This window comes from Kitasatospora sp. NPDC015120, assembly GCF_043080305.1.
GTDB lineage: Bacteria > Actinomycetota > Actinomycetes > Streptomycetales > Streptomycetaceae > Kitasatospora.
Genome location: NZ_JBIBVJ010000004.1, coordinates 344341 through 369492, shown reverse-complemented (window position 1 = coordinate 369492; position 25152 = coordinate 344341). Strand labels below are relative to the sequence as shown.

The 25152-nt window shown below is 75.3% G+C and carries 24 protein-coding genes; 9 read left to right on the top strand and 15 right to left on the bottom strand.

The annotated features are described in order from the left end of the window. Positions 1-81 precede the first annotated feature (81 nt). From ggt to ACF1AK_RS13330, 5 genes are all read right to left on the bottom strand, one after another. Positions 82-1872, bottom strand: a complete 1791-nt coding sequence (gene ggt / locus ACF1AK_RS13350) for a gamma-glutamyltransferase (RefSeq protein ID WP_391498911.1) — start codon at positions 1870-1872, stop codon at positions 82-84. 123 nt (positions 1873-1995) lie between these two features. Continuing rightward, on the bottom strand, positions 1996-3102 hold the full coding sequence (locus tag ACF1AK_RS13345; RefSeq protein ID WP_391498910.1) for an ROK family glucokinase: 1107 nt from the start codon (positions 3100-3102) through the stop codon (positions 1996-1998). Then, positions 3099-3974 (bottom strand): ATP-binding cassette domain-containing protein, encoded by an 876-nt coding sequence (locus ACF1AK_RS13340; RefSeq protein ID WP_391498909.1) that lies wholly within the window; start codon positions 3972-3974, stop codon positions 3099-3101. Before ACF1AK_RS13340 ends, ACF1AK_RS13345 begins: the two co-directional genes overlap by 4 nt. Then, complete coding sequence (locus ACF1AK_RS13335; RefSeq protein WP_391498908.1) at positions 3971-5011, bottom strand: ABC transporter permease; 1041 nt, start codon at positions 5009-5011, stop codon at positions 3971-3973. Before ACF1AK_RS13335 ends, ACF1AK_RS13340 begins: the two co-directional genes overlap by 4 nt. Then, positions 5008-6036, bottom strand: coding sequence for a substrate-binding domain-containing protein (locus ACF1AK_RS13330; RefSeq protein ID WP_391498907.1), 1029 nt, complete (start codon positions 6034-6036; stop codon positions 5008-5010). The genes ACF1AK_RS13335 and ACF1AK_RS13330 overlap by 4 nt, the downstream gene beginning before the upstream one ends. Before the next feature lie 357 nt (positions 6037-6393). On the opposite strand from ACF1AK_RS13330, the gene ACF1AK_RS13325 reads away from it, so the two are divergent. Beyond that, positions 6394-7527, top strand: a complete 1134-nt coding sequence (locus tag ACF1AK_RS13325; RefSeq protein ID WP_391498906.1) for an alpha/beta hydrolase — start codon at positions 6394-6396, stop codon at positions 7525-7527. A 61-nt stretch (positions 7528-7588) separates the two neighbouring features. Here ACF1AK_RS13325 and ACF1AK_RS13320 read toward each other — a convergent pair whose 3' ends face one another. Further along, entirely contained in the window at positions 7589-9196 is a 1608-nt protein-coding gene (locus tag ACF1AK_RS13320; RefSeq protein WP_391498905.1) for a PucR family transcriptional regulator, read from the bottom strand. A gap of 334 nt (positions 9197-9530) precedes the next feature. Between ACF1AK_RS13320 and ACF1AK_RS13315 the strand changes: the two genes are divergently transcribed. From ACF1AK_RS13315 to ACF1AK_RS13300, 4 genes are all read left to right on the top strand, one after another. Continuing rightward, positions 9531-10418: an FAD binding domain-containing protein gene (locus ACF1AK_RS13315; RefSeq protein WP_391498904.1), complete on the top strand. Its 888-nt coding sequence runs from the start codon at positions 9531-9533 to the stop codon at positions 10416-10418. Next, positions 10415-10888, top strand: coding sequence for a (2Fe-2S)-binding protein (locus ACF1AK_RS13310; protein ID WP_391498903.1), 474 nt, complete (start codon positions 10415-10417; stop codon positions 10886-10888). Before ACF1AK_RS13315 ends, ACF1AK_RS13310 begins: the two co-directional genes overlap by 4 nt. A gap of 4 nt (positions 10889-10892) precedes the next feature. Continuing rightward, the gene (pucD, locus tag ACF1AK_RS13305) at positions 10893-13337 is read left to right on the top strand and encodes a xanthine dehydrogenase subunit D (RefSeq protein ID WP_391498902.1); all 2445 of its coding nucleotides are present in this window, start codon (positions 10893-10895) and stop codon (positions 13335-13337) included. A 154-nt stretch (positions 13338-13491) separates the two neighbouring features. Continuing rightward, on the top strand, positions 13492-14712 hold the full coding sequence (locus ACF1AK_RS13300) for an XdhC family protein (protein ID WP_391498901.1): 1221 nt from the start codon (positions 13492-13494) through the stop codon (positions 14710-14712). On the opposite strand, the gene ACF1AK_RS13295 is transcribed toward ACF1AK_RS13300, so the two are convergent. After that, positions 14694-14990: a hypothetical protein gene (locus ACF1AK_RS13295; protein WP_391498900.1), complete on the bottom strand. Its 297-nt coding sequence runs from the start codon at positions 14988-14990 to the stop codon at positions 14694-14696. The two genes, ACF1AK_RS13300 and ACF1AK_RS13295, sit on opposite strands and share 19 nt — an antisense overlap. A 177-nt stretch (positions 14991-15167) precedes the next feature. On the opposite strand from ACF1AK_RS13295, the gene ACF1AK_RS13290 reads away from it, so the two are divergent. Continuing rightward, positions 15168-15461, top strand: a complete 294-nt coding sequence (locus ACF1AK_RS13290; RefSeq protein WP_391498899.1) for a hypothetical protein — start codon at positions 15168-15170, stop codon at positions 15459-15461. A 14-nt stretch (positions 15462-15475) separates the two neighbouring features. On the opposite strand, the gene ACF1AK_RS13285 is transcribed toward ACF1AK_RS13290, so the two are convergent. Together ACF1AK_RS13285 and ACF1AK_RS13280 are read right to left on the bottom strand one after the other, a co-directional pair. Beyond that, the gene (locus ACF1AK_RS13285; protein ID WP_391498898.1) at positions 15476-16123 is read right to left on the bottom strand and encodes a LysE family translocator; all 648 of its coding nucleotides are present in this window, start codon (positions 16121-16123) and stop codon (positions 15476-15478) included. 76 nt (positions 16124-16199) lie between these two features. Continuing rightward, positions 16200-16412 carry a cold-shock protein gene (locus ACF1AK_RS13280; protein WP_391498897.1) on the bottom strand — a complete coding sequence of 71 codons (213 nt, stop codon included), beginning with the start codon at positions 16410-16412 and terminating at the stop codon, positions 16200-16202. A gap of 115 nt (positions 16413-16527) precedes the next feature. Between ACF1AK_RS13280 and ACF1AK_RS13275 the strand changes: the two genes are divergently transcribed. After that, on the top strand, positions 16528-17601 hold the full coding sequence (locus ACF1AK_RS13275) for a helix-turn-helix transcriptional regulator (RefSeq protein ID WP_391498896.1): 1074 nt from the start codon (positions 16528-16530) through the stop codon (positions 17599-17601). On the opposite strand, the gene ACF1AK_RS13270 is transcribed toward ACF1AK_RS13275, so the two are convergent. Further along, positions 17592-18509, bottom strand: coding sequence for an SDR family oxidoreductase (locus ACF1AK_RS13270; RefSeq protein WP_391498895.1), 918 nt, complete (start codon positions 18507-18509; stop codon positions 17592-17594). The two genes, ACF1AK_RS13275 and ACF1AK_RS13270, sit on opposite strands and share 10 nt — an antisense overlap. Positions 18510-18642: 133 nt before the next feature. Here ACF1AK_RS13270 and ACF1AK_RS13265 point away from each other — a divergent pair, with 133 nt between their 5' ends. Further along, positions 18643-18921, top strand: coding sequence for a CopG family transcriptional regulator (locus ACF1AK_RS13265; RefSeq protein ID WP_391498894.1), 279 nt, complete (start codon positions 18643-18645; stop codon positions 18919-18921). Next, the gene (locus ACF1AK_RS13260) at positions 18918-19355 is read left to right on the top strand and encodes a PIN domain-containing protein (protein WP_391498893.1); all 438 of its coding nucleotides are present in this window, start codon (positions 18918-18920) and stop codon (positions 19353-19355) included. The genes ACF1AK_RS13265 and ACF1AK_RS13260 overlap by 4 nt, the downstream gene beginning before the upstream one ends. 42 nt (positions 19356-19397) lie before the next feature. Here ACF1AK_RS13260 and ACF1AK_RS13255 read toward each other — a convergent pair whose 3' ends face one another. The 5 genes from ACF1AK_RS13255 to ACF1AK_RS13235 all read right to left on the bottom strand — a co-directional run bounded on the left by ACF1AK_RS13255 (position 19398) and on the right by ACF1AK_RS13235 (position 25100). Next, positions 19398-21131: an SDR family oxidoreductase gene (locus ACF1AK_RS13255; RefSeq protein ID WP_391498892.1), complete on the bottom strand. Its 1734-nt coding sequence runs from the start codon at positions 21129-21131 to the stop codon at positions 19398-19400. After that, positions 21128-21991, bottom strand: a complete 864-nt coding sequence (locus tag ACF1AK_RS13250; protein ID WP_391498891.1) for a M24 family metallopeptidase — start codon at positions 21989-21991, stop codon at positions 21128-21130. Before ACF1AK_RS13250 ends, ACF1AK_RS13255 begins: the two co-directional genes overlap by 4 nt. A 15-nt stretch (positions 21992-22006) precedes the next feature. Continuing rightward, positions 22007-23095, bottom strand: a complete 1089-nt coding sequence (locus ACF1AK_RS13245; RefSeq protein WP_391498890.1) for a PDR/VanB family oxidoreductase — start codon at positions 23093-23095, stop codon at positions 22007-22009. An 87-nt stretch (positions 23096-23182) separates the two neighbouring features. Continuing rightward, positions 23183-24097, bottom strand: a complete 915-nt coding sequence (locus ACF1AK_RS13240) for a metal-dependent hydrolase (RefSeq protein WP_391498889.1) — start codon at positions 24095-24097, stop codon at positions 23183-23185. Between the two features lie 223 nt (positions 24098-24320). After that, on the bottom strand, positions 24321-25100 hold the full coding sequence (locus ACF1AK_RS13235) for an IclR family transcriptional regulator (RefSeq protein WP_391498888.1): 780 nt from the start codon (positions 25098-25100) through the stop codon (positions 24321-24323). Positions 25101-25152 lie beyond the last annotated feature (52 nt).

Genomic DNA, 25152 nt, shown 5'->3' with positions numbered 1-25152 from the left:
ACGGCACCGACAGTCCGGCCCGGCCTCATGGCCCGGGCCTCAGGACACCGGCCCCGCGGCACCGGCCCCGCGGCTCCCGCCTCACGGCGCGGGCCGCACCACCGCCGCCGAGCCGCCGCCGCGGCGCACCGGTTCGGCCGCGGCGACCCAGCGGCCGTCCGGCAGCCGTTCGACCCCGGTCGCGGCGCCGATCTCCGGCGTGGCGGCGAACACGTGGCCGAGCGCCTCCAGCCCGGTCCGCTCGGGCAGCGCCAGGAAGGCCGGCTCGGCCTGGGTGGCGGCGGTGTTGCGCTGGCTGGCACGCGGCGCGGTGATCGCCTGCTCCAGGCTCAGGCCCCGGTCGAGGCGGCCGAGCAGCACCTGGAGGGTGGTGGTGATGATGGTGGCGCCGCCGGGCGAGCCGGCGGCCAGCAGGGGCTCGCCGTCGCGCAGCACGATGGTCGGCGAGAGCGAGGAGCGCGGCCGCTTGCCGGGGCCGGGCAGGTTGGGGTCGGGCACCCCGGGGAAGAGCGGGGTGAAGTTGAAGTCGGTCAGCTCGTTGTTGAGCAGGAAGCCGCGGCCGGGGACGGTGATGCCGCTGCCGCCGGTCTGCTCCAGGGTGAGGGTGTAGGAGACGACGTTGCCCCAGCGGTCGGCGACCGTGAGGTGGCTGGTGCTCAGGCCCTCGTAGGGCTCGGCGGCGGGCGCCGGGGCGGCGTCCGGGCAGCCGGCCGGGTGGCGCGGGTCACCGGGGGCGACCGGGCTGGTGAGCGCGCGGTCGGGCCGGATCAGGCAGGCGCGGGAGGCCGCGTACCGGGCGGAGAGCAGTTCCTTCGTCGGCACGTCGTTGAACGCCGGGTCGCCGACCCAGCGGTTGCGGTCGGCGAAGGAGAGCCGCGAGGCCTCCAGGAAGTGGTGGTAGTACTGCGTGGCGTCGTAGTCGGCGACCTCGCCGTCCTCCAGGATGCCGAGCGCCTCGCCGACGGTGGTGCCGCCGGAGCTGGAGGGGGCGATCGAGTAGAGGTCGTAGTCCCGGTAGGCGACGTGGGTGGGCTGCTGGCGGCGGACCCGGTAGGCGGCCAGGTCGGCGGCGTCCACCTGCCCGGGGCGGGCGTTGCGGCCGGAGGCGGGGTCGACCGGCGGATGCTGGACGGTGCGGACGATGTCCTCGCCGATCGCGCCCCGGTAGAGCGCCGCCGTGCCCTCCTTGCCGAGCTGGCGGTAGGTGGCGGCGAGGTCGGGGTTGCGGAAGGTGGAGCCGACGGCCGGGAGCGCGCCGCCGGGCAGGAAGAGCCGGGCGGTGTCCGGGAAGTCCTTGAACCGGGCCTGGTTGAGCGCGGTCTGGTCCTGGAAGGTCTGGTCGACGGTGAAGCCCTGCTCGGCGATCCGCTGGGCGGGCTTGAGCACCTCGGCGAAGCTGCGCCGGCCCCAGAGCCCGACGGCGGTCTCCCAGGTGGCCGGGGAGCCGGGGACACCCACCGACAGGCCGCTGGTGACGGCGTCGGCGAACGGCAGCGGTGCGCCGTTCTCCAGGAAGAGCGAGGTGTCGGCCTTGCGGGAGGCGGTCTCCCGGCCGTCGATGGTGTGCACCCGGCCGGTGGCGTGGTCGTAGTAGACGAAGTACCCGCCGCCGCCGATCCCGGCCGAGTACGGTTCGGTGACCCCGAGCGCCGCGGCGACCGCGACCGCCGCGTCCACGGCGTTGCCGCCCTTGCGCAGGACCTCGATGCCGGCCGCCGTGGCGTCGGCGTCCACGCTGGCCACCGCCCCGCCCCAGCCCACCGCCTCGGGCACCTTGGCCGGCGGCGGCGCCGCCCCGGCGGGTCCGGTGGCGGACCACACCAGGGCGGTGGCGAGCAGGAGCGACGGGGCGACGCGGGCCAGTGCTCTCATCCGATACTCCTCTGAGTCGACGTCAACTCCGTTGTTTCACAGGAGCCATGACCCCGACAACAGTGCCGCGTCGCTACCAACGGGTAGTTGACGGCGGGCAACCGTTCGGACGACGCCCCGCCGCTACGGCACGGCGCGCTCGACCCGGCGGCGCTTGATGGTGCGGAAGCGGCGGGCGACCTGGCGGGCGAGGTCGGCGGCGCCGACCAGCCCGGCCTCGTTGCCGAGGGCCGCGTGCACGATGGTCGCCTCCGGGCGGAATCCGCGGCCGGTGAGGGTGCGGCGGAAGGTGTCGCGGGCCGGGCCGAGCAGCAGGTCGCCGGCCTCGGAGACGCCGCCGCCGATGACGAAACGGCCCGGGTCGAGGGCGGCGGCCAGGTTGGCGATGCCCACGCCGAGCCAGGTGCCGACCTCGTAGAGCAGCTCGGTGGCGGTCGGGTCGCCGGCCCGGGCGGCCTCGGTGACCAGCGGCCCGGTGATGCCCTCGACGGTGCCGCCGGCCCGGGCCAGCAGCGGCTGGACCACCGGGGACTCCTCGGCGACCAGCTCGCGGGCGTCGCGCACCAGCGCGTTGCCGGAGGAGTACTGCTCCCAGCAGCCGCGGTTGCCGCACGGGCAGCGGTGGCCGCCGGGCACCACCTGCATGTGCCCGAACTCGCCGGCCAGCCCGTACTTCCCCCGGTCCACGAAGCCGTCGCGGACGACGGCGCCGCCGATGCCGGTGCCCAGGGTGAGCATCACCATGTGCTCCTCGCCCCGGCCGGCGCCGAAGCGCCACTCGGCCCAGGCGGCGGCGTTGGCGTCGTTCTCGACGACCACGGGGAACCGCAGCCGGGCGCTGAGCGCCTCCCGCAGCGGCTCGCCGCGCCAGTTGAGGTGCGGGGCGAAGAGCACGGTGGAGCGCTCGGCGTCGACCCAGCCGGCCGCGCCGACGCCGACCGCGTGGACGTCGTGCCGGTCGGCGAGCTCCAGCACCAGGTCGACGATGACGTCCTCGACGACCTTGGGGCTCTTGGACTTGTGGGGCGTGTCGGTGCGCAGCTTCTCCAGCACCTTGCCCTCGCCGTCGACCACGCCGGCGACGACCTTGGTGCCGCCGATGTCGATGCCGATCGTCGGCAGCCGGAGCACGCCGGCGGGCAGCGCCCGGCGGCGGCGCTCGGCGCGCGGCCCGAGGCCGAGCAGGGTGGGCAGGACCGGCGGACGGCTGCCTCCGTGGGGGCTGGTCACGGCTGCGGACGCTCCTTGGTGCCGGGATCGGTGGTCGGACCGGGGGTCGGACCGGCGGCCGGACCGGCGGCCGGACCGGCGGCCGGGTCTGCGGGGGTGCCGGCCCGGGACAGCTCGTGGGAGAGCTCGGCGAGGTCGGAGCCGCCGGCCATCTCGGTGGTGAGCTGTTCGAGGCCGATCTCCGCCCGGGGGTGGCTGCCGGCCATCCGGCCCCGCTTGAGCAGGGTGAAGTGGTCCCCGACCAGGTACGCGTGGTGCGGGTTGTGGGTGATCAGCACGACGCCGAGTCCGGCGTCGCGGGCGGCGGTGACGTACTTGAGCACCACCCCGGACTGCTTGACGCCGAGCGCGGCGGTCGGTTCGTCCAGGACGAGCACCTTGGCACCGAAGTGCACGGCGCGGGCGATGGCCACGCACTGGCGCTGCCCGCCGGAGAGGGTGCCGATCGGGCGGTCGACGTCGGGCAGGTCGATGCCCATGTCGGCGAGCGCCCGGCGGGTGGTGGCGCGCATGGCGTCGGCGTCGATCCGCAGCCCGCCCCAGCGCTTGTGCCCCTGCTCGGAGCCGAGGAAGAAGTTGCGCCAGACGGGCATCAGCGGCACCACGGCGAGGTCCTGGTAGACGGTGGCGATGCCGCGGTCCAGGGCCTGGCGCGGGGAGTCCAGGCGGACCTCCTCGCCGGCCACCGTGAAGGTGCCCTCGTCGTGCCGGTGCAGCCCGGCGATGATCTTGATCAGGGTGGACTTCCCGGCGCCGTTGTCACCGAGCACGCAGCTGATCTCGCCGGAGCGCAGGGTCAGCGAGACGTCCTCCAGGGCGCGCACGGTGCCGTAGGTCTTGCCGACACCCCGCAGGGAGAGGAGCTCGGTCATCGGGGCCCCCGTTCGGCGCGGCGCTTGACGAAGGAGTTCAGCAGGGCGGCCAGCAGCAGCATCGCACCGAGGAAGAACTTGAACCAGTCGGGGTTCCACTGGGCGTAGATGATGCCCTTGCTGGCCATCCCGAAGATCAGCGCGCCCAGCGCGGAGCCCACCACCGAGCCGTAGCCGCCGGTGATCAGGCAGCCGCCGATGACGGCCGCGACGATGTAGATCAGCTCGTTGCCGACGCCCTCGCCGGACTGCACGGTGTCGAAGGAGAACAGCAGGTGCTGGCCGAGCACCCAGGCGCCGAAGCCGACGAACAGGTAGAGCACGGTCTTCGTCCGGGCGACCGGGACGCCCACCGCGCGGGCCGCGGCCGCGTCCCCGCCGACCGCGAAGATCCAGTTGCCGAACCGGGTGCGCAGCAGCACCCAGCTGCCGGCCACCAGCAGGCCCAGCCACCACCAGACGGTGGCCTTGATCGTCAGCCCGCCGACGGTGACCTCGGAGGCGAACAGCCAGCGGCAGGAGGCGAAGCCCTCCATGTCGGAGATCGGCTTGGTGGAGACGGTGCCGGAGACCGCCTTGGTGACGCCGAGGTTGGCGCCGGTCAGCATCAGGAAGGTGCCGAGGGTGACGATGAAGCTCGGCAGCTTGGTGCGCGCCAGCATCCAGCCGTTGAACAGGCCGACCGCCAGCGTGACGGCCAGCGAGACCAGCACGCCCACCCAGGTGACGGCGGTGAGCTGGTAGGAGACCATCGACGAGGTCAGCGCGGCGGTGGTGACCAGGACACCGGCCGACAGGTCGAACTCGCCGCCGATCATCAGCAGGGCGACCGGGACGGCCATGATCCCGATGGTGGAGGCGGCGTACAGCACGGTGCCCAGCGAGGAGACCCGCAGGAAGGGCTCGGCCACGGCGGCGAAGACCAGGAAGACCGCGGCGGCCGCCAGCAGCGCGCCCAGCTCGGGCCGGCCGGCCAGCCGGCGCAGCGCGGCCGGGCGCTCCCGGCGTCCGCCGGCCAGGACGTCGGAGGTGCTCACCTGGTCCCCCTCGCGACGTACTCGGCCAGGGCGTCCGCGTTCTCCCTGGTGAGGATCTGCGGGCCGGTGGCCACCGGCTTGCCGCCGCCGAGCATGTTGAGGTTGAAGCGGTAGAGCCAGAGCAGGTCGACGCCCTCGTAGCCCTGGAGGTAGGGCTGCTGGTCGACGGCGAAGCCGACGGTGCCCGCCTTGAGGCCGGCCACCACCTGGGTGCCCAGGTCGAAGGTGTCGAGCTCGACCGGGCGGCGGGCGTCCTGGACCGCCTGCAGTCCGGTGGCCGCCATCGGGCCGGAGAGGGTGAGCACGGTGTCGATCGCCTGGTCGGCCTGGAGCTTGGCGGAGATCGCCGCCCGGGCGTCGGGCATGTTGACGCCGTCGACGTACAGCACCTGGAAGGCGCCGCCGGAGGTGCCCTGGGCGCCGGAGCAGCGCTGCTCCTGGCCGACGTTGCCCTGCTCGTGGATCACGCACAGGACGTTCTTGCGCCCGCGTTTGGCCAGCTCGGTGCCGGCGGCCTGGCCGGCGGTGGCCTCGTCCTGGCCGATGTGGGTGAGCGCGCCGAACTTCGCGGAGAACTCCTGGCCGGAGTTGATGGTGATCACGGGGATGCCGGCGGCCTTGGCCTTGCCGAGCACGTCGGCCATCGCGTCGCCCTTGGCGAGGGTGACCAGCAGGCCGTCGACCTTCTGGTCGACGGCGGCCTGGACGAGCTGGACCTGGTTCTGGGTCTGCGCGTCGTTGGAGTACAGGAAGGTGATGTTGTCCTTGGCCGCGGCCTGCTCGGCGCCCTTGCGCACGGTGTCCCAGAAGGCGTCGCCGGCGCCCGCGTGGGTCACCATGGCGACCTTCCAGCGCGGGGTGGTGACGGCGCCTCCGGCGGCGGCCGCGGCCTTGGCGCGGGCCTCCTCGGCGCGTCTGCCTCCGGTGCTGCTGCAGCCGGCGACGGCGACCGTGAGGGCCAGGACGGCCAGCGCGGCGGCGAGGGGCCTCAGCCGGCGGACGGGACTCATGCGGGTTGTGCTCATCCCCATAGTCTCGCTTCCCGGCGCACGCGCTTTCGCACCGCCTCGCCCGGTGGGGCGATCCGTCCGGACGGTATCGTGCCCCGCGGGGGGATTCCTGGGAGTCCGCTGGGTGCGACGTCCGGACGAGGTCCGCCGGGGTGGCAGACTGGTCCGGGCCCGGAAAGGGGAGCGTCGCGCGAACGTGATGTTCCTCTCAGGTTCCGCACAGATTCGGACGGCAACCGATCCCCGTTCCAGGCCGTCTGATGCCATTGAGGTGGCGCTCCGGGCGAGTGGGGCCCGGACGGCTTCGAACCCGGATACGAGAACTTCATGCAACTGACAGGTACGCCATTCTTCATCTGCACGGTCATTCTCGTGCCGGTCTCCATCGCGGTGGCGATGTGGTTCTGGGGACGGGTCAAGGGCCCCAAGCCGGTGCGCGTCCTGTCCAGGCTCGCCATGCTCGTGTTCTGCCAGGTCACCGCGGTGGTCATGGTCTTCGTCATGGTCAACAACGCCAACCTCATCTACGGCAACTGGGACGACCTGCTCGGCACCGGCAACCACGTGCGGGCGGTGCCCTCCGTCCCGCCGCAGGAGCCGGCCACGGCCGGCGGCCAGGGCGCGGCCCCGGCGGCCGGTGCCGGGGGCGGCGGCGGTGCGCCGGCCGGTGACGCGGCCCACCCGCCGGCCGCCAAGGTCCAGCAGTCCTTCCGCGGCGTGGACGACCCGAAGGTGCCGGGCGACGTCCAGAAGACCGACCTGAAGGGCCAGCTGTCCGGCGTCGACGGCGAGGTGCTGGTCTGGCTGCCGCCGCAGTACAACGACCCGGCGTTCAAGGACCGGAAGTTCCCGGTGGTCGAGCTGATCCCCGGCTACCCGGGCTCCTCCTCCACCTGGTACGGCACCCTGAAGGTCTCCGAGCAGCTCAAGCCGCTGATGCAGCAGGGCAAGGTGGCGCCGTTCATCCTGGTCTCGCCGCGCACCCTGCTGCTGGGCAACCACACCGACGCGGGCTGCACCGACGTGCCGGGCAAGGTCAACGCGGACACCTGGCTCACCCGGGACGTGCCGCAGATGATCCTGGACAACTTCCGGGCCGACCCGTCCTCCGACCGCTGGGCGATCGCCGGCTACTCGGCGGGCGCGCACTGCGCCGCCAAGCTCTCGCTCGCCCACCCGAACCGCTACCGGGCCGGCGTCAGCCTCTCGGGCTACAACGACCCGGCGACCGAGAAGGACTCGCTGGTCGGCAAGGACCCGAAGCTGCGGGAGGCCAACAACCCGGTCACCCTCGTCAAGGGCGCCGCCCAGCCGCCGAAGGTCGCGCTGTACGTCTCCGGCAACAAGGGCGACGGCTACGAGGACGGCCAGGCGATCGCCGCCGCCGCCAAGGCGCCCACCACCGTCCAGGTCGTCGAGACCACCGGTCCGCACTCCAGCGACGTGTGGAAGGACATGGTGCCGGGCGTCTTCGAGTGGCTGACCGGGATCATCCCGGCCCAGTGACCCGCGCGCGCCGAGGCCCCCGGAGCGTGCCGCTCCGGGGGCCTCGGCCGTCGCGGCGCGCTCAGCCCAGTTCGAGCGCCAGGTAGAAGTCCACCCGGTCCTCCAGGCGGGACAGGTCACGGCCGGTCAACTCCTCGATGCGGCCGATCCGGTAGCGCAGGGTGTTGACGTGGACGTGCAGCTGCGCGGCGCACCTGGTCCACGAGCCGTCCGAGCGCAGGAACGCCTCCAGGGTGCGCAGCAGCTCCGCCTGGTGCTCCTGGTCGTAGGCGATCACGGTGTCCAGCAGCCGGCCGCGGAAGGCCCGGCGGACCTCGTCGGGGACGGCCGCGAGCAGCAGCACGTGCGAGGCCAGCTCCTCCGGCCCGGCCACGCCGACCCGGCCGGCCCTGGCGTCCGCGATCCGGCGGGCGTGGCGGGCCTCCTCCAGCGCACCGCGCAGGCCGGCCGCCTCCCGGGCGGGGGCGGAGACGCCGACGGTGATCCGGCCGTCCGGCCCGAGCCCGGCCTCCAGCGGGGCGAGCAGTTCGCGCAGCGCCTCGGCGGGCACCGGGCCGGCCGGCGCGGGCATCACCACCACCGCGCCGGTCCCGGCCCCGGCGACGAGCGCGCGGTCGGCGCCGCCGTCGAGGGCCTCCTCCAGGACGGCCCGCACCACGCCCTCGGGCAGACCGGTGCCCTCGGCGCTGGCCACCAGCCAGGCGCCCTGCCCCGGCGGGCCCGCCGGGCCGGGCCCCTGATGGCGGGCGGCCGTCGCCGCGGACGCCTCCAGGGTGCGGCCGATCTCCGCCGGGTCGGCGTCGCGCCGCAGCAGGGCGAGCAGGTCGTCGGCGAGGCCGCGGCGCAGCCGGCGGCCCTCGTCGCGGCGGTGGCGCTCGGCGGCGACCAGCCGGGCGAGGTTCTCGGCGAGCTGCTGGCGCTTGGCGCTCCACTCGGTGACGTCGCCGGCGACCACGAGCATCCAGTCGGCGAGCGGGACCGGGACCGGCGGGGCCGGGGCCGGGGGCGCGGCGGGCGCGGGCAGCAGCGAGTAGGTGCCGGACGCCAGCCGGAGCCGGTGCGGGGGGCGGCGGCGCTGGCGCTGGGCGGTGAGGTGGGTGCGGACCAGCTGGTCGCGGTCGTCGGCGGTCAGCCGGTCGGCGGGGCCGGCGATCACCGCGCCGGTCGGGGCGAGCACCCAGCAGTCGAGGTCGAGGTCGCCGCCCAGCAGGTCGAGGACGGCGTCCAGCCCCCCGCCGCCGGCCGCCGAGACCAGCATCCGGTGCCGGTCGACGAGGGCGGCGAGGTCCGAGGCCCGGTCCGCGGAGACCTGTCGGCCGACGAACTCGGTGACGGTGCCGAAGGCGATGTCGTCGGGCACCGCGAGCAGCGGCATCCGGTGCCGGCGGCAGGCCTCGACGAGGTCCTCGGGGACCGGCCCGACCTCGGCCTCGCCGGCCGCGAGGGCGACGGCGCCGCCGGCCGCGAGGGTGCGCACGAACCGCTCGGAGTCGGCCGGGCCGGAGCGCCAGAGCATGCCGGTGAGGACCAGTTCGCCGCCGTGCAGGTACCGGCCCGGGTCGTGCAGGTCGGTCGTCATCACCCCGCTGACCTGCCGGTCCAGCTCCTCCTCGGCCGCGAGCAGGCGCAGGCGCGGGGCGCCGGGGGCGAGCAGGTCACGGACACGCATCCGCGGGCTCCTTCGGGGCTGGGGGTGGGTGGGAGTGGTCCGAGCGCTCGGTCCGCGGTCACAGTCTGCCCGAACACGCGTGCTCGGCGTCACGACCCACGGGTGCCCGGGAGGCGCGGCCGGGCTACGGTCGTAGGTGGGGCCGCGCGCGGGCCGGACCGCGGCGCTGTCCCGCCGCACCGGCCCCTTGGAGGAACGTACAGGATGCCGGGCGTCCCGGCCGCCGGGGTTTCATGCCATCGGTGACTGCCCGGCGCCCGGTCGCGGGGGTTCACTGGCCGGACGGCGCCGGACACACCCCGTGACCGGACGGCGACCACGCGAGGAGGCACCCGTGGAGTTCCTCCGCCCCGCGAGCTGGGACGAGGCGCTCGCCGCGAAGGCCGCGCACCCGGACGCGCTGCCGGTCTGCGGCGGCACGGACGTCATGGTCGAGCTGAACCTCGACCTGCGCCGCCCGCCCGCGCTCCTCGACCTGACCCGCGTCGCCGAGCTCACCACCTGGTCGGACGACGGCGCGATGGTCCGGCTCGGCGCCGCCGTCCCGTACAGCCGGATCATCGCCGAACTGTCCGGTCCGCTGCCCGGCCTGGCGCTGGCCGCCCGCACCGTCGGCTCCCCGCAGATCCGCAACCGGGGCAGCGTCGGCGGCAACCTGGGCGCGGCCTCGCCGGCCGGTGACGCGCACCCGGCGCTGCTGGCGGCCGGCCGGGAGGCCGCCGTCGAGGCGGCCTCGGTGCGCGGCACCCGGCTGATCCCGATCGACGCGTTCTTCACCGGGGTGAAGCGCAACGCCCTGGCGGACGACGAGCTGATCCGCGCGGTGCGGATCCCGGTCGCCGACGGGCCGCAGCAGTTCGCCAAGGTCGGGCCCCGCAACGCGATGGTGATCGCGGTCTGCGCGTTCGGCCTCGCGCTGCACCCGCGCACCGGCACCGTCGGCACCGGGATCGGCTCGGCCGCCCCCACCCCGCGCCGCGCCGTCGAGGCCGAGGAGTACCTGCGCGGGGAGTTCGCCGGGCGCGGCCTGTGGGAGGGCGGCGGGGCGCTGGACGCCGGGCTGGTCCGGCGCTTCGGCGAGCTGGTCGCGGCCGCCGCCGCACCGATCGACGACGTCCGCGGCAGCGCCGCCTACCGGCGGCACGCGCTCGCCGTGATCGCGCGGCGCACCCTCACCTGGGCCTGGAACGATCACCGCCGGCAGATCAGGAGCGCGGCATGAGGATCACCTTCACCGCCAACGGCAGACCGGTCGAGGCCGACGACGTGTGGGAGGGCGAGAGCCTTCTGTACGTTCTGCGCGAACGCGTCGGCCTGCCCGGTTCGAAGAACGCCTGCGAGCAGGGCGAGTGCGGCTCCTGCACGGTCTACCTGGACGGCGTGCCGGTCTGCGCCTGCCTGGTGGCGGCCGGCCAGGCGCAGGACCGCGAGGTGCGCACCGTCGAGGGCCTGGGCGGGGAGGACGGCGCCCTCGGCCCCGTCCAGCAGGCGTTCCTGGACGCCGGCGCCGTCCAGTGCGGCTTCTGCACCCCGGGGCTGCTGGTGCAGACCGACGCGCTGCTGGCCCGGGACCCGCGGCCGTCCGACGCCGACATCCGCGAGGCGCTGTCGGGCAACCTGTGCCGGTGCACCGGGTACGAGAAGATCATGGACGCGGTGCGGCTGGCGGCCGCCCGGACGGCGGGACGGTGAGCGGATGGACGCGCACGCCCGGAACGTGACCGCACGCGCCCGGACCGCGGAGGCGCCGGCCGCCGCCGCGCCCGCGCCGGCCCGCGGCGTGCGGGGGGAGAAGAGCCTCCAGGACCTCCGGCAGAGCAGCCCGGACGGCATCGGCGGCTCGCCGCTGCGCCCGGACGGCGCGCTGAAGGCACGCGGCGAGTTCGCCTACTCCTCCGACCTGTGGCACGAGGACATGCTCTGGGGCACGGCGCTGCGCTCGCCCCACCCCCGGGCCGCGATCCTCTCGGTGGACGTCTCCGGCGCGCTCGCGGTGCCCGGGGTCGCGACGGTGCTCACCCACGAGGACATCCCCGGCACCCCGTACTACGGACTGGACGTCGCCGACCAGCCGGCCCTGGCCGTCGACCGGGTCCGCTACCACGGCGAGCCGATCGCCCTGGTGGCCGCCGACCACCCCGAGACCGCCCGGCGCGCGGCGAAACGGATCGCGGTCGCGTACGAGGTGCTGACCCCGATCGTCACCGAGGAGCAGTGCCTCGACCCGCAGACCCACGGCCACGTGCACGAGCCGGGCGAGGAGCGGTCGCACGCCCGGGGCAACGTCTGCCACGAGCAGTGGGTGGTCTCCGGCCTCGGCGTCACCGACGAGGTGCGGGCGCGGGCCGACGTGGTGGTCCGCGGCACCTACGCGGTGGGGATGCAGGACCAGGCCTTCCTCGGCCCGGAGTCCGGGCTGGCGGTACCGGCCGAGGACGGCGGCGTCGACCTCTACGTCGCCACCCAGTGGCTGCACGCGGACCGGCGGCAGATGGCGCCGGTGCTGGGGCTGCCGGAGGAGAAGGTCCGGCTCACCCTGGCCGGCGTCGGCGGGGCGTTCGGCGGCCGCGAGGACCTCTCGATGCAGATCCACGCCTGCCTGCTGGCCCTGCGCACCGGCCGGCCGGTCAAGATCGTCTACTCCCGGGACGAGTCGTTCTTCGGCCACGTCCACCGCCACCCGGCGCGGATGACCTACGAGCACGGCGCCACCCGGGACGGCCGGCTGGTCTACTCCGACGCCCGGATCGTGCTGGACGGCGGCGCGTACACCTCCACCTCCCCGGCGGTGGTCGGCAACGCGGCCTCGCTCGGCAACGGCCCCTACGTGATCCCGAACGTCCGGATGCACGCCCTCGCGCTGTACAGCAACAACCCTCCCTGCGGGGCGATGCGCGGCTTCGGCGCGGTGCAGGCGGCCTTCGGCTACGAGAGCCAGATGGACCGGCTGGCCGCCGAACTGGGCATGGACCCGGTGGAGTTCCGGCAGCTCAACGCCGTCCGGCAGGGCGACCGGATGCCCACCGGCCAGGAGATCGACGCGCCCGCGCCGGTCGCCGAACTGCTGCGGCGGGTCAAGGAGATGCCGCTGCCGCCGCCGCTCGCCCCGGACGGCCCCGACCAGCGGGAGCTGCCCGGCGCGCTGTCCAACTCCACCCACGGCGAGGGCGTGGTGCGCGGCGTCGGCTACTCGGTGGGCATCAAGAACGTCGGCTTCTCCGAGGGCTTCGACGACTACTCCACCGCGCGGGTGCGGCTGGAGGTGATCGGCGGCGAGCCGGTCGCCCTGGTGCACACCGCGATGGCCGAGGTGGGCCAGGGCGGGGTCACCGTGCAGGCGCAGATCGCCCGCACCGAGCTGGGCGTCGAACACGTGACCATCCAGCCGGCCGCCACCACCGGGATCGGCTCGGCCGGTTCGACCTCGGCCTCCCGGCAGACCTACATGACGGGCGGCGCGGTCAAGCTGGCCGCCGAGGCGGTCGCGCGGGAGCTGATCGAACGGGGCCGGCGCCGCCACGGCTGGACCCAGCGGGACCTCGCGCTCGCCGGCGGCGCGGTCGTCTCCGCGGCGGACGGCCCGCTGGCCGCCGTCGCCGACCTGCTCGGCGACGAGCCGATCGACCTGACCCGGGTCCACCGCCACCGTCCGACCTTCCCCTTCGACCGGGAGACCGGGCAGGGCCGGGGCCACGTCCAGTACAGCTTCTGCGCCAACCGCGCGGTGGTCGACGTGGACGTCGAACTGGGCCTGGTCAGGGTGGTCGAGCTGAGCGCCGTCCAGGACGTCGGCCGGGCGCTCAACCCGCTGGCGGTGGTCGGCCAGATCCAGGGCGCCTGCACCCAGGCGCTGGGGCTCGCGGTGATGGAGGAGATCCTGCTGCGGGACGGCGAGGTGCGCAACGCCTCCTTCACCGACTACCTCGTCCCGACCGTCCTGGACACCCCGCCGATCCCGGTCGAGCTCCTCGAACTGCCCGACCCGCACGCCCCGTACGGGCTGCGCGGGGCGGGCGAGGCGCCGACCGTCTCGGCCACGCCGTCCATCGTGGCGGCCGTGCGCGCCGCCACCGGGCTGGCGCTGAACCGGATCCCGGTGCGGCCCGAGCACCTGACCACCGAACGGCCCGGGCCGCTCTGACCGGCCGCGGGGCCGCCGCACCGCGGCCCTGCCCGCGCGGGAACGCGCCGGGCCTCGCGGGTGCCCGCCGCCGTACGGGATCGTTCTCCCTGCGGCGGCGGTGCCCCCGGCGGCCCGGTTCGCCTACCCTCGAAAGCGCGAAGGAGCTCCCGTCATGCAGGACATCGCCGAGCAGCTGCTGGCCTGGCACGCGTCCGGCCGCCCCTTCGCCGTGGCCACCGTCGTCGGCGTCACCGGCAGCGCCCCGCGCGGGCCGGGCGCCGCGCTCGCCGTCGACGCGGACGGCGAGGCCGTCGGCAGCGTCTCCGGCGGCTGCGTGGAGGGGGCCGTCTACGAGCTGTGCCGGGCCGCCCTCGCCTCCGGCGAACCGGTGCTCCAACGGTTCGGCTACAGCGACGAGGACGCCTTCGCCGTCGGCCTGACCTGCGGCGGGATCCTGGACGTGCTCGTCCAGCCGGTCGTCCCCGGCGCCGCTCCGGCGCTCGACGCCGGCCTCGCGCTCATCGCCGCCGGCACCCCCGTGGCGCTCGCCCGGGTCGTCGCCGGGGGCGCGGGGCCGCTCGGTGCGACCCTCGCCGTCACGGCCGCCGCCCACCACGGCGCCCTCTCCCCCGCCGCCGCGCCGCCGACGCCCCTGGAACGGGCCGTGGTCGCCGAGGCGCGCGCCATGCTCGACGCGGGCCGCACCGGCCGGCTCGTGCTCGGCCCCGACGGGCACCCCTGCGACGACCGCGCGCGGGGCACCGTCACCCTGTTCGTCGAGTCGTACGTGCCCGCGCCCCGGATGCTGGTGTTCGGCGCGATCGACTTCGCCGCGGCGGTCGTGCGGATCGGCCGGTTCCTCGGCTACCACGTCACCGTCTGCGACGCCCGGCCGGTCTTCGCCACGGAACGGCGCTTCCCCGACGCCGACCGGGTGGTCGTCGACTGGCCGCACCGCTACCTGGACTCCCAGCTGGACCGGCTGGACGGGCGCACGGTGGTGTGCGTGCTCACCCACGACCCCAAGTTCGACCTCCCGCTGCTGGAACGGGCGCTGCGCCGGCCGCTCGGCTTCGTCGGCGCGATGGGCTCGCGCCGCACCCACCGCGAGCGCGTGGCCGGGCTGCGCGCCGCCGGGCTGACGGAGGCCGAACTCGCCCGGCTGCGCTCCCCCATCGGCCTCGACCTCGGCGCCCGCACGCCCGAGGAGACCGCCGTGTCGGTCGCCGCCGAGATCGTCGCCCACCGGCGGGGCGGCGGGTGCCTGCCGCTGAGCGCCGGGGACGGGCCGATCCACCACGACCTCGCGGACGGCGGCGCCCCCGGCGGCGCGGCGCACGGCCTCGCCGGGCACCGCCCCACGGCGGGCCGGGCTCAGCTCACCACGTTGTAGGCCTCGCAGATCATCGGTGCGGCGGTCGCCATGCCCACCTCGCGCAGGATCGGCAGCAGCACGGCCGCGAAGCGCTCGAAGGCCTCCCGGGACTCCCAGACGTCGGTGACGTGCCAGCCCCCGCCGTCCGGCAGCGGACCGGCCGCGTGCAGCAGCAGACCGCGCACCGGCCAGTCCTCGGGCCGGTTCAGCCCGGTGCCGCCGGTCAGCCGGTCGACCGACTCCTCGTACTGCTCCCGGGTGACCCCGGGGAGGTCGAACACCGCGATGATCGCCATGGGGCGGCTCCTGTGCCTGCCTGCCGACGGCCCGTCACCGCCCGGTCGCCTCCAGTGCAGCCCGCGGATCCGCGCGGCAGCCAACCCGGTACCGCCGAACGGGTGAATTGCGGCCCCCGCGCGGCGGCGGGAGGCTGGAGACGAGGACTCATCCGAGCCCGGGAAAGGGGCACCGCCATGCGCGCGTTGCTGGAGATCGAACTCGACACCCAGACGGCCAACCGGGCCGTCGCGGACGGCGCCGTCGCGGCGACGTTCGACCGGATCATGGCCGACCTGAAGCCCGAGGCCGCCTACGCCTTCCCCCGCAACGGCCGGCGCTGCCAGATCATCGTGGTGGACGTCCCCGACGAGGCCGCCGTCGTCAGGATCTGCGAGCCGTTCTGGCTGGAGTTCAACGCCCACATCGACCTGCACATCTGCATGGACCCGGAGCAGCTGAACGAGGGTCTGAAGCGGCTGGGCCGCTGAGCCCCGCCGCTCCGTCAGTCGGAGACCGCCAGCTTCAGGCCGAACCCGACCACCACCACACCGGTCACCCGGTCCATCGCCCGGCGCGCCGCCGGCCGGCGCAGCCAGCCGCGCAGTGCCCGGGCGAAGCCCACCAGCACCAGCGACCAGAGCAGCCCCTCCGCCACGTGCACGCAGGTCAGCGCCACCCCGGCGGCGAAGTGCGGCGCCCCCGCCGGGATGAACTGCGGCAGCATCGCCACGTAGAAGACGCCCACCTTGGGGTTGAGCAGATTGGTCAGCAGACCGCGCCGCCAGCCGGCCGCCAGGCCGCCCGCCGGGGCCGCCTTCTCCCCGTCCGCTCCCGGCTCCGGCTGCTCCTCGTCGCCGCCCCCGACCCGGGCGCGGATCATCCCGATCCCCATCCACACCAGGTACGCGGCGCCCGCCCAGCGCAGCACCTCGTAGCCGACCCGCGAGGCGGTGAGCAGCGCCGTCACCCCGGCCGAGGTGAACGTCCCCCAGAGCAGCGTGCCGCTCTGGATGCCCAGCACCACGCCCCAGGCCTGCCGCCGGTGGCCGAGGGCGGACGTCCGCAGGATCAGGGCGGTGTCCAGCCCGGGGGTGAGGGTCAGCAGCCCCACGACGAGGGCGAAGGACCAGAGGGCGGTCGTCATTTCCATGGATCCTCATCGTACGGGGGCACGGAACGCCGGCCGGAACCGGCCTTCCGCCTGCGCCTTCCCGGGGCCGGCAGGGTCAGGCCAGCCGCCGGACCCGCTCGGCGACCCGGCGGCCCTCCTGCCGGGTCTGGTCGTACTCCACCCGCTGGCCCTCGGTCAGCACCCGCTCCTCGCCCCCCGCCGTCAGGATCGAGTCGTAGTACACGTACAGCGGCGGCCCGTCGTCGTCGGGGGTGATCAGGCCGTACCCGTGGTTCGCGTGGTAGGACTGCACGGTGCCGGTGGCCATCGGGTCTCCTCGGGTCCGGTGGTGGGCGCGTGGGCCGGAACACCCCCCGGCCCTCCATGATCGGTGCTGGACCGGCCGGGCGCGCCCCGGCCCCGAACGGGAGGACGGCCCGCCGATGCGCACCGCACGGGCGATCTCACTGCTCCTGCTGCTCCAGGCGCGCCGCAGCATGACCGGGGCCGAACTGGCCGCCGAGCTGGAGGTCTCCGAGCGCACCGTGCAGCGCGACGTGCTGGCCCTGGCCGAGGCCGGCGTCCCCGTGTACGCCGACCGGGGGCGGGCCGGCGGCTACCGGCTGCTCGACGGCTACCGCACCCGGCTGACCGGCCTCGACCGCGCCGAGGCGGAGGTGCTGCTGCTGGCCGGACTGCCCGGGCCGCTCGGGGACATGGGTCTCGCCGACCCGGCGCTGGCCGCCCGGCTCAAGGTCGCCGGCGAGCTGGGCGGCGCCCCGGCCGCCGGGGCCCGGCGGTTCCACCTGGACGCGCCCGGGTGGTTCCGCGACGCGCCCGTGCCGCCGCTGCTGGCCGAGGTCGCGCGGGCGGTCTGGGGCGGGCGGCTGCTGCGGGTCCAGTACCGGCGGCGCCCCGGGGCGGACCCCGGCGCCGGCCCGGTCGAGCGGGTGCTGCGGCCGTACGGGCTGGTGCTGAAGGCGGGCACCTGGTACCTGGTCGCCCGGCCGGACGAGGACGGCCCGGCCCAGGGCCCCGCCGAGGTCCCCGGAAGCGGCCCCGGCAGCGGCCCCGGCAGCGGTCCGGACGACGGCCCGGCGGTGCCGCACCGCGTCTACCGGGTCGACCGGCTGGCCGCCGCCGAGCCGCTGGCCGACCGGCCGTTCGAACGCGACGAGGCGTTCGACCTCGCGGCGTTCTGGGACGCCAAGGCCGCCGGGTTCGCCCGTTCGCTGCTGCGCGAGCGGGTGACCGTGCGGCTCAGCCCACACGGCGTCGATCGCCTGCCGCACCTGCTCGAACCGGTCGCCGTCCGGGAGGCGCTCGACGGCGCCGGGGAGCCGGACGGACACGGGTGGGTGACCGTCCGGCTCCCCGTCGAGTCCCTGGACGTCGGCTACGAGGAGCTGCTGCGGCTCGGACCGGAGGCCGAGGTGCTCGACCCGCCGGCGCTGCGGCAGCGGCTGGCCGGGGCGGCGGCCCGCGCCGCCGCCCTCTACGGCCCGCCTCAGCGGTAGCCGGCCGGGTCCACCGGGCCGTCCGCGCCCTCGACGTCCACCAGGTAGCGGAAGGCGTCCGGGCGGCTGCCGTCCAGGTCGGTGAAGCCGTACTCCGCGGCCAGGGCGCCGCTGGAGAGCGAGGTGCCGTTGAACCGCGCCACCCCGGGGTCGGCGGCCAGCGCCACCACCGCGCGGCCGACGTACAGCGGGGACTCCGAGATGCCGAACTGCGGCTCGGCCGCCGTCGCCTCGCGCCAGGTCTCCTCGGTGACGCCGAAGTGCTCCAGCATCATCTCCGAGCGCATCCACCCGGGCGTCAGCGCCACCGCCGTCGCCCCGCGCGGACCCAGCTCGTGCCCCAGCGCGAACGCCATCCGCAGCACGGCCGCCTTGGCGACGTCGTAGAAGAAGGAGTTGCGGTAACGGGTGGCGTTGTACTCGGCGGTGCCGTCCGTCATCTCCACCACCAGCCCGCCGGGGCGGCGCAGCAGCAGGGGCAGCAGGTGGTGGCTGGTGATCGCGTGCGTCTCGACGGCCAGCCGCAGCAGCCGCAGCCCCTTGTCGAGGTCGTGCTCCCAGACCGGGAGGTCCCACGCGAACAGCTGCTCACCGCCCCAGATGTCGTTCACCAGGATGTCCAGCCCGCCCTGCTCGGCCTCGATCCGCGCGGCCACCGCCGCCACCTCGCCGGGCACCAGGTGGTCGGCACGCACCGCGATGCCGTGCCCGCCGGCCGCCGTCACCAGCGCCGCCGTCTCCTCCAGGGTCTCCGGGCGCCCGTAGTCGCCCCGGTGTCCCCCGGCGCTGCGCCCCGTCCCGTACACCGTCGCCCCGGCGGCGCCCAGCGCCACCGCGATCCCCCGCCCGGCCCCGCGCGTCGCTCCCGCGACCAGCGCGACCTTGCCCTTCAGCGGCTGCTCCGTCATCCCTCGCCCTTCCTCGTGACCGGTGGTGTCTCCACCCGTCACCCCCGATGCTCCCCCGGAATCCCGACACCTCCTGTCGGGATTCGGAAACGGATCAAGGCCGGCTGACGTATGGCGTCGGTACCATACGCATATGGCTCTCAAGCGCACGACCGTCTATGTCGAAGCCGAAGACCTCGCCGTGATCAAGGAGGCTGCGGCCCGTGAAGGGATAGCGGAGGCGGAGATCATCCGGGAGGGCGTCCATCTCGCCGCCATGTCCCGGCGCACCTGGGACGAACCGTTCTTCAGCCGGACCTACAAGCCGATCGGCGAGGCCACCGAGGACGACGTCTGGGCCGAGCAGGCGGCGGCGTACGAGCGGACGAAGCACGCCGCCGCCTCACCCGGGCGGGAGCAGGGCGCCGCGTGATCGTTGTGGTGGCGGACACGTCCGGCCTCCTCGCGGCCCTCGACGAGAGTCACCCGACCGGCCCCGCCGCACGCGAGGTCCTGGACGGCTCGGGCCTCCTGGTGATCTCTCCCGTGCTGCTGAGCGAGCTCGACCACCTGGCCCGGCGGATCCTGGGATTCGACGCGGCCCTCGACGCGGTGAACGACGTCGGGCGACGGGTGCGGTCAGGGCGCGCGGTGATGCCCGAGATCACCGGAGACACCCTGGCGACCGCGCAGGACGTTCGCATTCGTCATCGGGATCTTCGCCTGGACCTCACCGACGCCGTCAACATCGCGCTCGCCGCGAGGTACGGAACCGACGCGATCCTGACGCTCGATCAACGCGATTTCCGGGCGGTCCGACCTCTCACCCTGCACAAGTCCTTTCGCATCCTGCCCTTCGACCTGTGAAGGTCCCGGGTCGCACAGCGTCACCGTGCGACCCGGCCGGTCTCAGGTGACGTTGAGGCGGGCGGCGAGGCGGAGGAGGCCGGGGGCGAGGCGGCTGAGGAAGCGGGCGGCCTTGGCCTCGGGGGTGACGGGGACGACGGCCTTCCCGGTGCGCACCGCGGCGAGGATGGCGGCGGCGACCTTCTCCGGCGGGAAGCCCCGGCGGGCGTAGAGGCGGGCGGCGCGGGCCTGCTTGGCGGCCTGTTCGTCGGCGGTGGTGGCGGAGAAGGTGGAGGTGCGGGTGATGTTGGTGTTGACGATGCCGGGGCAGATGGTGGACACCCCGATGCCGTGGCCGGCGAGTTCGGCGCGCAGGCAGTCGGAGAGCATGAACACCGCGGCCTTGCTGGTGGCGTAGGCGGTGAGCGCCTTGGACGGCAGGTAGGCGGCCGCGGAGGCGAGGTTGACGATGTGGCCGCCCTCGTCGCGCTCGGCCATCAGGGCGCCGAAGGCCCGGCAGCCGTGGATGACGCCCCAGAGGTTGACGTCCAGGACCCGCTGCCACTCCTTCTCGGTGGTCTCCAGGAAGGTGCCGGAGTGACCGATGCCCGCGTTGTTGACGACCACGTCCGGCACCCCGTGCTCGGCGGCGACCTGCTGGGCGAAGGCATCGACCGCGGCGCCGTCGCCGACGTCGACCCGGTAGGCGTACGCGGCCGGGCCGAGCAGCCCGGCCAGCTCGGCGGTGCGGCGGGCCGCGTCGAGGTCGAGGTCGCAGACCACCACCCGGGCGCCCTCCTCGGCGAAGGCGAGCGCGGTGGCCCGGCCGATGCCGCTGCCGCCGCCGGTGATGACGACCAGCCGGCCGTCCCCGGGCCCGGGAGCGCCGGGCGCGGCCGCGCCGGCCTCGGCGCGGGTGATGTGTTCGCGGACCATTCCTGCCACGGTGGTTCCCTTCTCCAGCAGCGCGGACCAGTGGGTGGCGCGCAGGGTGCGGCGGGTCAGCCTGGGCGCCCAGCGCTCCAGGCCCTCGGTGAGGTGGCCCCCGACGAAGCGGTCCTCGGTGAGGGTGATCACCTGGACCGGCACCTCGGTGGGGCGTTCGCGCGGGTCGCGCAGGACCGGGCGCATGTTGGCCCGGTAGAGCTCGATGCCGCGCACCGCGTCGCGCCGCAGGCTCGGCTGCGGGTGGCCGGGGCGCGGGGTGATGCCCTCCAGCCCGTGCAGCAGCCGGGGCCAGGCGCGGGCGAGACCGAGCCGCCAGACGCCGGGGGCGAGGAAGGGCAGGTGGAAGGCGGTGATGTACCAGGAGTCGAGGGTCTGGGCGAGCAGCTGCTTCAGGTGGCGCGGGGTGGGGCGGCGCAGGCGCTCGCGCAGCCAGAAGCCCACGTGGTCGAGGCAGGGGCCGGAGAGGGTGGTGAAGGAGGCGAGGCGGCGTTCGGCCCCGGGGGCGGTGACGGCCTCCCAGGACTGCAGCGAGCCCCAGTCGTGGGCGACGAGGTGCACCGGGCGGTCGGGGCTGACCGCGTCGGCGACGGCGAACAGGTCGGCGGCGAGCTGTTCGAGGCGGTAGCCGGAGCGGTCGGCGGGGACGCCGGAGGCGCCGGCGCCGCGCACGTCGTAGCGGACCACGTGGTGGTCGCGGGCGAGGTCGGCGGCGACGTCGTCCCAGACGGCGTGGGTGTCGGGGTAGCCGTGGACCAGCAGGACGGTGGGCGCGGTCGGGTCGCCCTGCTCGTGGACGGCGAGCGGCAGGCCTCCGGAGTGGACCGTGCGGCGGCGGGTGGGGGTGCTCATCGGGTCGCCTCCTGGCCGGTCGTCAGTGCGTGGGCATTCTGCCAGCGGCGGACGTGCGGGAGGTCGTCGTCCAGCCAGTAGGCGTCGTCCTCCGTGACCACCAGCAGTTCCTCGAACTTGATGCCGGTGTCGCGGAACCCGATGTGCGGCTCCACCGCCCACAGGCCGGGGGTGGGCGCGTGCCGGGAGGAGCGGCCGTCCGCCCAGAGCGGGGAGCGGCCGTGCAGGCGCTCGCTGATGAGTTCGCGGCCGAGCGTCTGCAGGGTGCGCACGCCGAAGCCGAACAGATTCACCCCCGCGGGGCCGCGCGCCGTCGTCCGGGTGACCTGATGGCCGATCACCCGGCCCGGGTAGACCCGGTGGCGGTTGTCGTAGCCGTGCGCCTCGATCTGTGCGTCGACGGCCGCGTAGACCTCGGAGAGCGGCTTGCGGGCGCGGACCTCGGCGAGGATCAGTTCGCGGTAGACCCGCAGGTCGGCGGCGAGGCGGTCCCAGACGCGGTTCTCGCCGACCTTGCCGCCGTAGCCGATGTCCGCGGTGTAGCCGTCGACCACGGGCGCGCAGTCCAGCACGTACGGCATGCCCTCCTGGAGGCGGCGGTTGCCGGCGAAGAACTGCAGCGGGGTGTGGAAGTGACGGAACGCCGTCCGGTCGCCGAACCACGCGAAGGGGACGTGGAAGAAGTCCTGCACGCCGGCGGCGACCAGGCGGCGGCGCAGTTCGGCGGTGGCCTGGCGCTCGGTGACGCCGGGTTCGATCCAGGCGGCGACCTGTTCGGCGCAGTCGTAGGCGAGCTGCTGGGTCTCCCGGAAGCGGGCGAGGTCGCGCTCGGTGAACGGGAAGGCGGGGGTGCGCGGCACGGCGGGGCTCTCCTTCTAGAGGTCCAGCACGAGGGTCTCGCCCTCGGCGGCGCGGGAGACGCAGGGCAGCAGGGCGCCGGCGGCGCGCTGCCCGGGGGTGAGGCGGCGGTCGCGGTGGTCGGCGGTGCCGGCCAGCAGCCGGACCTCGCAGGTGCCACAGAAGCCCTGCGTGCAGGAGTACGCGAGGTCGGGGCGGGCCTCGCGGAGCACGTCCAGGGCGGAGCGGTCGGCGGGGACGGCGAGGTCGGGGCCGTCGACGCCGAGGCGGACGGTGAACGGCTCGCCGTCGGTGACCGGGGCGGCGCCGAAGCGTTCGACGTGCAGGGAGGCGGCGGGCGAGGCATCCAGCGCCTGCTGCACGGCGGCCAGCATCGGGGCGGGGCCGCAGCAGTAGACGGCGGCGCCGCGCGGGGCGTGGGCGAGCAGTTCGGCACCGGTGGGCGGGCCGCCGTGCTCGTCGTCGGTGCGCAGGTGGACCCGGTCCGGGTCGAGGGCGCGCAGCTCGGCGGCGAACGGGAGGGTGCCGGCGCCGCGGCCGGTGTGGACCAGCCGCCAGTCCAGGCCGTGCCGGCGGGCCTCGCGCACCATCGGGAGCAGCGGGGTGATGCCGATGCCGCCGGCCAGCAGCAGCACGGCCGGCTCGGCGCAGAAGGCGAAGCCGTTGCGCGGGCGGCGGGCGGTGAGGCGGGTGCCGGGCCCGACGGTGTCGTGGATCTCGACGGAGCCGCCGCCCCCGTCGGGCAGGCGGCGCACCGCGATCCGGTAGGCGGCACGGTCGGCGGGGTCGCCGCAGAGCGAGTAGTGGCGTTCGCGGCCGGAGGGGAGGGTGAGGCGCAGGTGGGCGCCGGGCTGCCAGGCCGGGAGGCGGCCGCCGGAGGGGGCGGCGAGGGTCAGCTCGACGGCGTCGGCGGCGACGGCGCGGCGGGCGGCGACGACCAGGTCCAGTGCCGGGACGGGGGCGGCCGGGGGGCGCCGGGGGTTGCGGCGCAGCAGCGGGCCGCCGAGGGCGGGGCTGTAGCGGTCGCCGAACGCGGTGAGGAAGCGGAGGAAGGTGTCGGCGCGGGGGCGGCCGTAGAGGTCGGGGGGCGGGGTGCGCAGGTCCATCCGGCGGGGTCCTTGGGGGCTCGGGTGGTACGGGCTCGGGTCCTGGGGCGGCGGGGCGGTCCGGCGGCGGGCCGGCGGCCGGGCCGGTCAGCGGCCGGCGGCGGCGCGGGCGGCCGGGGAGGTGGCGAGGTAGCCGAGGGCCTGGCTGGAGGAGCCCTCCTGGGTGGGGTGGTAGCCGGGCCGCAGGTAGCGCAGGCCGGAGCGCAGCGACCGGACGGGGTCGGGCAGCAGCCCGCGCCGGGCGATCCGGCCCGCCTCGCGCCAGGTGGGCTTGAGCCGGCCGTCGAGGGTGGGGTCGGCGGCGAGCAGGAAGCGGGCGCCGCGCACCCAGAGGTGGACCAGCAGGGGGCCGGAGACCAGCATGCCGCGGATCCGCCGTGCGTAGCCGGGATCGAGGTGGACCATCAGGTCGTAGGCGACGCTGCGGTGCTCGACCTCCTCGGCGCCGTGCCAGCGCAGCAGGTCCAGCATCGTCGGGTCGGCCTTGGCGCGGTCCAGGCCCGGGGAGTTGAGCGCCCAGTCGCCGAGGAAGGCGGTGAAGTGCTCGATCGCCGCGACGAAGGCGACCCGCTCGATGATGTTCTCGCGCCGCCGGGCGGGCGGCAGGCCGGGCCTGTCCCCGAGGACGCGCTGGAACAGCCAGGCGATCTGGCGCACGTAGGGCCGGGGGTCGAGGCCCTGGCCGAGCAGGTGGTCGAGGACTTCCTGGTGCGCCTCGGCGTGGATCGCCTCCTGGCCGATGAACCCGAGGACCTCCTCGCGCAGTTGCTCGTCGCGGACCATCGGCAGGGCCTCTTTGAAGACCTTGACGAACCAGCGCTCGCCCTCGGGCAGGAGCAGGTGCAGGACGTTGATGACGTGGGTGGCCATCGGCTCGTCGGGGATCCAGTGCAGCGGCAGGTCCGCCCAGTCGAAGCGGACGTCGCGGGGCTCCAGGACGAGGCCCTCGTGCACCCGGGCGGCGGGCGCGGCGAGGGCGGGGACGGGGGTGGGGCTGGGCATGGGAGGGCCCTCCTGACCTGCGGGTGGCGGCTCGACCCGGCACAACGTACTCGCGGGTAGCCCCGGCCACAAGGGTTTCGGCCCCCCTTATCGACATCGAGTCTAATAAGTGGCCCGCCCTCGCGCCCGGCCCGGGCCGGCGGCGGGACGATGCCCCTGGAAAGCGCGAGGACCCCGCCGGAGCGGGGTCCCTGGGCGCGGGCGCGCGGTCCGGCCGGACCGCTCAGACCGCCATCGCGAGCATCAGCGGCGCGGCGCGGGCCGCGAGCACCTCGGCCGCCGCCTTCAGCCGGTACACGTTGTCGACCGGCATCGAGGTGGCCAGGCAGCCGACCGTGCTGCCGGCGGTCACCGGCACGGCCGCGCAGACCGTGCCGAGGGCGTACTCCTGGATGTCCAGCACCGGCACGGTGGCCGGCTGGCGCTCCAGACGGTGCATCAGCTGGTCGGTGTCGGTGACCGTGCGCGAGGTGAGGCGGGCCACCGGGTGGCGGGACAGGTGGTCCCGGCGGCCGTCGTGGTCGAGCTGGCTGAGCAGACACTTGCCGATCGCGCTGGCGTGCGCGGTGGCCCGGAAGTCCACCCACTCCTGCACGGCCGGCGCGCGCTCGGAGGCCGAGACCGCCTCGACCGACAACTCCCCGTCGTGGTAGCGGCCGAAGTACACCGCGGCCCCCAACTCGTCGCGGAGCTCGGCGAGCTTGCTGTCCAGCCGGGCGCGGACCAGCTGCTCCCGGTTGTGCTGACCGAGCAACGCGAGGGTCCCGCCGAAGACCCAGCCGCCGTCCTGGCAGAGCAGATAGCCCTCGGTCTCCAGGATCTCCGCGAGCCGGCGGACCGTCGGCAGCCCCAGGGACGTCTCCCTCGCCAGGGCCACCAGGGTGGCACCGCCCGGGTGCCGGTCGACGGCCTCCAGCAGTCTGAGGGCCTGCTGCAGGGAGGTGAACGAACCGGGCACGCCCTGCTCCGGTACGGCGTGACGGCCCGGGGCTGGTGTCGACATGTCGTCCCCTTCCGATGTCCCCGCGCGGCGTGACCGGCGGGTAGGGTCCAGC